Raw genomic sequence first — 8164 nt, 5'->3', positions numbered from 1 at the left:
TTTGTATACAGGGGCTAAGATTGTAGAAGGCGAAGACCAAGAAGATGACGATGTATTGGAATCTTTACAAACCTTAAGTTTAGGTTCCGATTTTATCCTAGAAAATGGTATGATTAAATTTATTTAACTATAAGTATTTCATGAGGAAGAGATTTCCCGATTTAACATTAAGTAGCTACTAGAGAGGGGAGTTATCGTATTCAGCTGCGGTAACTCCCTATCCCTTTTAGTTCTAAAACTGAATCAACCAACAATTCAACCATATATTATATTTGTAGAATAGTTATTCTAATTTATCCTGCTCTAATTCCTTTCGAGGGATTAGGGCTATTTTTCTTTTAGGAGGAATGTGAAATGAGAAAGTATGTTTACACTGAACAGTTACCGTTGCCATTTATTGATGTTGTGAAGGAGGAGAAGCAAGAGCCAGCGAAGCGAGTGAACATTGTGTGTGTGAAGTTAGCGAGGGAATCTAGTTTACTTTACAAGAAAAGTAGAATTACAAGTCCAGAAGACGCTTACCATCTATTCAAACAATTTTTAGGTCAAGTTGATCGTGAGTACTTTGTCGTACTATGCCTAGACACGAAAAATCAACCAACGAACATCAATGTTTTTCATATAGGGAGTTTGAATGCAAATATTGTAAGTTGTCGTGAAGTGTTCAAGTCAACTATCCTGTCTAATTCTAATGCCATCATCGTTTGTCATGTGCACCCGTCAGATGATCCTACAACATCAAGGGAAGATGTAGACGTCACGAAGCGTTTAGTAGAAGCAGGTAAAATCATTGGCATTGACGTATTAGACCATATAATTGTCTGCGATAATAGTTTTGTTTCCACTAAAAGAAAAAGGACAAATGTAAGGGGAGTGATAGGACATGGAGTCAGCTAGACTATTATTTGTAAATCATATGATGAAGGAACATGACATTGAAGTTAATAGAGCAGACATCGTTTCTGAAGCTGTAACGATGTTCCATGATGAGCTAGACCCTAATGTATTTCCAACTATATGATTAGGTTTTTCCATCAGTTATAATTGTATATAGATTAATTAATAAATAAGAAGGGCTAGAGAAAAAATGTTTAAACTAATTTGCGATGCGAATTTATAAAAGGAATAACAATAAATTTAGCGACGGATGAGATAAAAAAACTAAATAAAATGGAAAAGACCAGGTTTTATACGCAAAAAATATGGCTTCTTTCAAGAAACTATCAGACTACGTATAAAAAGACATTATTCTTGGTTTACATTGGGAATGGAAATGGCTAAATGGAGAGATAGATTCATTGATTGCATATTGTCCAAGTTGCACACATAAAATTAAGTTCAACATTGAAACTGTAGGCCTGTTTAGTGGGGTTAAAGGATATAGATTTGCTAGTTGTACGAATAAAACAAATACTTGTCTTTTAGGAAAAAAGGGGAAGTCAATGATTGAAAATAAAGACTATACGTTTTCGCTGGATGAAGTAAAAAAGTATATTACGGCAAATACTGTAGATCAAAAATGGAAGGACAGAGTGTTACTTTTTGAGTTTAATAAAAAACAAGAAATATGTAACCGTTAAAAAATTTTAGCATCTAGATCATTTGGCAAAGCATTTTTTAGTGTTGTTAGTAACCGCATGGAAGTGCGCAATATGGACTAAAGTGATAAATAGTAACAATTAGTAATAACGATAAATATTAATATAGCTTAAGGAGGGAAAAACTATGGAAATGAGAAAACTGATTTTTGGTATTAGTATATTGGTAATGGTAATAGCTATCTTGTTACCTCTACAACCCGGTGGTGAAAAAGTTTTTGCAGAAGGTGATGCAATCGTAAAGGGGAAAATAACCAATGACTTAGGTGAGCCTATTGAGAATGCACACTTTTCCCCTTCAGTATCTGGCGAAGTACTTGTAACATATACTGATCAGAATGGTTTTTATGAGATTGAATTACCAGAGGGAACTTATTGGTTTAAAGTATATGCTGAGGGTTACGAAGTACAATATATAAAAGATTATCCTGTTTTATCAGGAGATGTAATTGAAATGGACTTTACAGTGATTCCTATAGAGGATTCGATAAAGAAAGAAGAATTGTTAATTTTGAATTGTAAGAGTATAGACAGAAATAAATTATTAAAAGATGTGATTAAGGTACAAGTCAATAAGGGCGTGGTTAAGCTATCTACAAAACCATACTCAGGCTTTTCTAACTCACTGTTACAAATTTATTTCTATGAAGTTGAAGATGATGCTACTATTAGAGCAGTAGAAAAGTTATTTCTAACAGCTGATAAGAACGGAAAAATTAAGCTGAAACAGGAGCTTCCACCTGGGAATTATGAAGTGTGGGTATGGTTTGATTGGTCTGATGGTATTTTTAAAGAGAAGATTAAAGTTGACTAGACATAAATTTAATGATTTTTTCTAGTGACAGCAACGGATTTTACTGATATACAGTTTGATAGAATGGAGTTTAATGAGATATTTTGTGTCACAGTTTTTTTCTTAATTTTGGTTTCCAATCAATGGTTCTTCAAAATACACTGATAGGATGTCAGCTGTTAAAGGTGGAGAAAATAAAGCAAATAATGTATTAGAGGAATACATTGCTAATATACTTATCTTGTTAAAAGATCAAATTGTTAAGTGAAAAAACGCGGAGAGTAGTCGAAATAAACTATTCTCCTTTTTTCATGGATTAAATAGGGGACATAGGAGCATGGATCGACTTTTTCTTTTGCTTTATAAGGTTGGTAATCGGTAAGGATCATTATCAACTAGCTGCGCACATATACAAATTTATTAGAATATCTACATATTTTTAATAATCTAGTATGTTATAATTTTCCTAAAAGGTATAACTAGAGAAATCTAGTGGCACAAAGCTATAGGGACTAAGGGCTTAGCCTATGTCAGCCAGCTGCCGTTACCATTGTAAATTAAGGAGGAGTTAGGTAATGAAAAAGGCAATTGTTTTAAGATCACTAGGAATTGGGTTACTAGGATTTTCGCTAGTATTTGCTCAACCGTTGGCTGCGGATGCAAACCGCGGCGGAGGAGATAACCCTGGACAAGAAAAGAAAAACACGAGCACAGAACAAAGGGTCAATGAGCAATCAGAACGTTCAGTAAAGAATGAACAGCAAAAAGAAGATAAAGAAATAGCGAAAGAGGAACAACGAGAAATACGTGATACATATCGACAAGAGAAAGAACAACTTAATGAATTAAAAAGAGAATCGAAAGAAGCCTATCAAGCAGCTAAACAGCAGCTTAAAGCGGAAATACAGCAGCATGCATCTACACTAGAACTAGAAGGCGACCTTGAAGGGGCCTTTGAATTAGAGTCTGAAGCTGTGAAGATTGATTTAAAAGATCGAGCATCTTACAAACGGCTTGGAGAACTATATGACAAAAAGAACGGCAATAAAGGAATGAAAGTTTTTGTAAATGGTACTCATCCTGTCTTTGATGTACCGCCGGTTATCAAATCGGGACGAACATTAATTCCAATTCGTGCCGTGTCAGAAGCATTAAATGCTGAGGTTGATTGGAATGCAGAAGAACAAAAAGTTACGATTAAACGTGATGGTGTTACGATCGAGCTATTCCTCGGTGAGAATATCGCTTATATTGATGGTAAAGAAATGATATTAGATGTACCAGCAGGCCTTCATAATTCCAGAACTGTTGTACCTCTACGTTTTATAAGTGAAGCATTAAACTCATTTGTTGATTGGGAACCGGAATCGGGTAGTGTCATTATTGTAGATGAGGTAGAAATAGATGAAGAGGATACGACAGAAGATTCTAACAATGATGGAGAAAATGGAGACGAAGTTTAAAGTCCCTTTTCCGTTATAGAGAGTTATCGCTAGTTGCGATAGCTCTTTTTTCTTTAGATTGGAATGAATATTGGTACCAGATACCTCACGCGTAATATTTTGTTCCTAGAAAGCACACTTAACCGAAAGCAATTTGGTTTCGGTACCGGGTGCGGCACTTATGGGTTCAAGTAAAAAAAAGAATGACATAGCGAATGTCATTCCTTTTTCGACCAACCTTATTTAATCGCTATACTTTTGTTTGAAGAATTCCATTTGACGTCTTTTCCTAATTGTTCACTTACAAATCGAAGTGGAACGAAAGTCGTGCCGCGAATAATTTCAGGTGCAACGTCGATCCAGCGAGAAGAACCATTGACTTTTACGTTTCGATTGTTTTCTCTCAGGACAATTGTTGTTCCATCTAATTTAACGGTTATAGAACGATTCGTACCGTTCCATGTGACATCTGCACCGAGCTGTTCACTGACAAAACGTAATGGTATTAGAGTTGTTCCGCTCTTAATATAAGGTGCTTCAGTTAAGGTAATTCGATTACCGTTAACTGTACCGATTTTATTATTTAAGTAGATAACGATTGTATTATTTGGAGAGTCATCACTCGGGTATCGTGCGATGAGTTCATATTTTCCGCTTAAATGCTGATTTCCCCAGCTGCTAGGATAAACTTCGATATAGTATGTGCCCTTTGATAGTGATCTAGAATAAGAGGAGTTGCCCCAAACAATTTGTTTTTTGCTGCTGTCATACACATTAAATCTGGCTGGTGCTGATGTATTGCTTAAACTTAGGTCAATATAACCGTCTTTATTTAATGTGATGGAATAAAAATCTCGATCAAAGCTAGAGGATAATTCTGATTTTACAGTTTGGCCAGATTTTAAACCATATGCATTTTCACGAGTATCATTTGGTTCGAATGTTTTAGTATCTTGGTTCACAGAACCTGTTGAAAAAGTTGCTAAAAGGTCATATGATCCGTTTGAATAATTATTTCCCCAGCTGCTAGGATAAACTTCGATATAGTAAGTACCCTTTGCTAGAGATTTAAAGTAAGAAGAGTTGCCCCAGACAATTTGTTTTTTGTTACTGTCATACATTGAATCTAACAGGGGCCGTTGTATTAGATAAATAGATATAGACGTCACCATTATCTGCTGTGGTCGTAATTTTATAAAAATCTCGGTCAAAGCTTGAAGGTAATGATGATGTTATATTTTTGCCTGATGTTAGTGTAAATGCATTTTCCCGTGTATCATTTGGCTCATGTGTAGCAGGATTGTGTGAACTATTGCCATCTGAGTACGTTGCTAGAAGGTCATATGAACCACTTGAGTGACTGTTTCCCCAGCTGCTAGGATAGACTTCAATATAGTAGGTCCCCTTAGTTAAAGAATTAAAATAAGAAGAGTTGCCCCAAACAATTTGCTTTTTGTTGCTATCATACACATTGAATCTAACTGGAGCTGTTGTATTCGATAAATAGATATAGATATCACCATTATCAACAGTTGTTTCGAATTTGTACCAATGTTTATCTTTACTTGATGTTAGTGTATTTGTTTCTTTTATTCCTGAAATAATATACGTTTCATTATCGTAAGTCGCACCGGTAGCTGTGATTAGTAAAGTGAAAAATAGAAGGAGTGCCGTTATTTTTTTAGACATTTTCTCAATCCTTTCGATATGTAGTTTTTTCTTTTAAATTAAGTCGTTGTTATTAGTGAAATTAGCATACAAAAATCCCATTTTTTTTAGATATTATCTCCTTTTTAAAAGATTCATAGTATTTTATTACCGGTTTACTATATCAAAAAAGAATTAAAATAAATGTCGAAAGGTAGTTGGAGAATAATAAATTTCCTGTAATTCCATTAAGAGGCAATCCCTTGTGATGGGATTCAGCTGAAAAATTTACTAGGAAGGAAACCAACTATGTCTAGCTTAAAGTATTTGTTATTAAGGAAGAATGTAGTAAAATAGGTTAGAGATTCATTTTTATATGTATTAGATTTCGCTTTTAATCAAATGCAGTGGCTGTAAATATAATAGAATCAAAAAACAAAAATTTAGCTAGTTAGAGCATTGGAGTGAGAAATATGAAGAAGTACATAACAACATTGAGTTTGGCTGGACTACTAGTATTTAATCCGTTTTCACTTGCAGTATATGCTGATAGCAATAATGTCAGTCATCAACAATCGGTAGAAGAGGGATTTGATCTCTCATTAAAGTTTGTACTGGAGAAAGCAGAAGAGGATAATAGTAATCTACTATTATTACAATATCAATGGGAAGTGCTAAAGAATCAGAAGGAGCAGACTAGAAGTGACCGAGATTCAGTGCAGGGGGATATAAGAGAACTTCGTGATGAGATTGATAAAATAGACAATGATTATAATGATGCTTTAAGAGACTATCTGCAAAGAGTCAGTGATATTGAAACCGAATATGGAGATGAAGATAGTAAGGAAAAAGAAGATGCTTTAAAGGAACTCGAACCGTTAGAAAATGCTCTTACAGTATATAACGAACAAAAGAGTGCCCTCATAAAACAACGTGAAGCATTAGAGACGCAGCTCGATCAATATGCAAAGGGAATCAAGCAACTTGAGATTGAACAGACAAAATCAACTATCCAGCGTGAAGAAGCTAAAGAGGGTATCAAGGTCATGGTAACCTCAAATTATATCAATCTTCTCATGATTGAAGAGCAGCTCAAACTGAGTCAACAATCATTGGATCTTTTAAATAAAGAACTGAAAGCTCTTGAAACGCACCAAAGAGTTGGTCTTGCTTCAGTAAGCGATGTAAGAAAATTGAATCGTGAAATTGAAACGAGAAAGAAAGAGCATGACAAGACCATTAGAGATTTTCAATTTGAATTAGCAAAGTTCACGTTTGATTTGGGGATACCATACCAATACCAAGCAAATATGAAACTGAAACCAGTTACGGTTAAGGTAAAAGAACTTCAAAAACCAAAGAAATATGAAACTCTTATTCATGACTCTTTCCAAATGCAAATTGCCGATCAGAATCTTTATTTGGCACAGTACAATTATGACAATACCTCCGCATACTATGAAAGAGAACAGCATAGATACAATGTCAAAATTGCTGAAGAACAAATCAAGCAACTGGAGAAGGATTTAGAGAAGAAGATTGATACGCTTTATTATGATTTAGACGATGCAATCGACTCATATGAAGACGCTAAGCGAAACCTTGAATATGTGAAGCAGGATATTCAGGATTTAGCGACCCAATATCGTTTAGGCTTGGTTTCTAAACATGATTATGAGAAAGCATTTATCGAAGTTGAACAAGCTCAATTTGAAGTGGCGATGGCAGAAAAGAATTACTTTATGATGCTTCAATTAATTGAGGCAATGAAAAAGGGATTTTTTCAATAAATAGCTAGGCAGTGACTAAGTGCGGGTTGGGGATTTTATCCTATAACGAGATGGAATTGACATATTTATTAGAAATCATCAATTCTATGAAATTTCTAGTAAAATATCTTGGTTCTCTAGCTATAAAATGGTAAGATGATGTTAAGAAAAAATCTCCTTCTATATAGAGGAACTAAGACCTTGGTTGAGGTATCAAAAAAAGCATCTCTCTTTTGAAAGATGCTTTTTTTCTTTGTCTATAAAAATATAAAAGAGTAGGGTACGAATGGCTACTGCTCTTTCCGTCTTTCTTGATATAGGTGCCTAGTATGTAATATGGGTTCCAGTCCCACTGGCCTTGCATGACTTTAAAATAATCCTATATTTTCAAAAATAAGTATTTACACACAAGAAAAAAACTCCTATTGTAGAAGTTGTTGACCTTGTTTTGTTCCCTTAAACAAACAAGTCTTCTACATAGGAGTTTTCACTTTGAGTAATAAAAGTATAGGCCGAGAAATGCTATTTTGTCAATGCTTATCCCTTCTTCCAACAGAGGATTTTGACTGTCCTCTAATAGATTATGGTAAAACAAAGCTTTCAACAAAATCTCTACTAAAGATTTTTGTAGCTGCACAGTTAGATCAATGGAGTTCTTACGAACACATGGAAGAAAAATTAAGAGCCTACCCAAAACTTCGTAAAGCAATTGGAATAACAGATATAAGTGGTTCACAGTTAAGTCGCCGTATTAATGATTTACCAACTGAGTGGGTACAAAAATTGTTTATAAAAGTAGTGGCAAAAATAAAGTACCTTACAGATGGTTGTAGTGGAATTCCAAACGGAATTGGCCGTTTAAATATTGTGGATTCAACTGAAATTAGGCTACCCGAAAATTTATGCGATTGGGCT

The 8164-nt window shown here is 34.6% G+C and carries 8 protein-coding genes, 1 pseudogene and 1 riboswitch; of the genes and pseudogenes, 7 read left to right on the top strand and 2 right to left on the bottom strand.

What is annotated here, in order from left to right:
* Positions 1-354 precede the first annotated feature (354 nt).
* From ACJ2A9_RS23315 to ACJ2A9_RS23295, 5 genes are all read left to right on the top strand, one after another.
* Positions 355-897, top strand: coding sequence for a JAB domain-containing protein (locus ACJ2A9_RS23315; protein ID WP_441424091.1), 543 nt, complete (start codon positions 355-357; stop codon positions 895-897).
* Positions 884-1021: a hypothetical protein gene (locus ACJ2A9_RS23310; protein WP_441424090.1), complete on the top strand. Its 138-nt coding sequence runs from the start codon at positions 884-886 to the stop codon at positions 1019-1021. Before ACJ2A9_RS23315 ends, ACJ2A9_RS23310 begins: the two co-directional genes overlap by 14 nt.
* A gap of 421 nt (positions 1022-1442) precedes the next feature.
* Complete coding sequence (locus ACJ2A9_RS23305) at positions 1443-1580, top strand: hypothetical protein (protein ID WP_441424089.1); 138 nt, start codon at positions 1443-1445, stop codon at positions 1578-1580.
* Positions 1581-1725: 145 nt separating this feature from the next.
* Positions 1726-2412 (top strand): carboxypeptidase regulatory-like domain-containing protein, encoded by a 687-nt coding sequence (locus ACJ2A9_RS23300; protein WP_441424088.1) that lies wholly within the window; start codon positions 1726-1728, stop codon positions 2410-2412.
* A 441-nt stretch (positions 2413-2853) separates the two neighbouring features.
* Positions 2854-2937, top strand: a riboswitch (cyclic di-GMP riboswitch).
* A gap of 29 nt (positions 2938-2966) precedes the next feature.
* Complete coding sequence (locus tag ACJ2A9_RS23295) at positions 2967-3854, top strand: stalk domain-containing protein (protein ID WP_441424087.1); 888 nt, start codon at positions 2967-2969, stop codon at positions 3852-3854.
* A 218-nt stretch (positions 3855-4072) separates the two neighbouring features.
* On the opposite strand, the gene ACJ2A9_RS23290 is transcribed toward ACJ2A9_RS23295, so the two are convergent.
* Together ACJ2A9_RS23290 and ACJ2A9_RS23285 are read right to left on the bottom strand one after the other, a co-directional pair.
* Positions 4073-5002, bottom strand: a complete 930-nt coding sequence (locus tag ACJ2A9_RS23290) for a copper amine oxidase N-terminal domain-containing protein (RefSeq protein ID WP_441424086.1) — start codon at positions 5000-5002, stop codon at positions 4073-4075.
* The gene (locus ACJ2A9_RS23285; protein WP_441424085.1) at positions 4947-5522 is read right to left on the bottom strand and encodes a hypothetical protein; all 576 of its coding nucleotides are present in this window, start codon (positions 5520-5522) and stop codon (positions 4947-4949) included. The genes ACJ2A9_RS23290 and ACJ2A9_RS23285 overlap by 56 nt, the downstream gene beginning before the upstream one ends.
* Before the next feature lie 431 nt (positions 5523-5953).
* On the opposite strand from ACJ2A9_RS23285, the gene ACJ2A9_RS23280 reads away from it, so the two are divergent.
* Both ACJ2A9_RS23280 and ACJ2A9_RS23275 read left to right on the top strand, forming a co-directional pair.
* The gene (locus ACJ2A9_RS23280) at positions 5954-7270 is read left to right on the top strand and encodes a TolC family protein (RefSeq protein WP_441424084.1); all 1317 of its coding nucleotides are present in this window, start codon (positions 5954-5956) and stop codon (positions 7268-7270) included.
* A gap of 471 nt (positions 7271-7741) precedes the next feature.
* Positions 7742-8164, top strand: a pseudogene (locus tag ACJ2A9_RS23275) (IS4 family transposase); the annotation flags it as partial.

The sequence above is a fragment of the Anaerobacillus sp. MEB173 genome (assembly GCF_052119505.1).
Taxonomy (GTDB): domain Bacteria; phylum Bacillota; class Bacilli; order Bacillales; family JBJMAU01; genus JBJMAU01.
The sequence above is the reverse complement of the archived record's forward strand: the minus strand, read 5'-3'. Positions and strand labels throughout refer to the sequence as shown.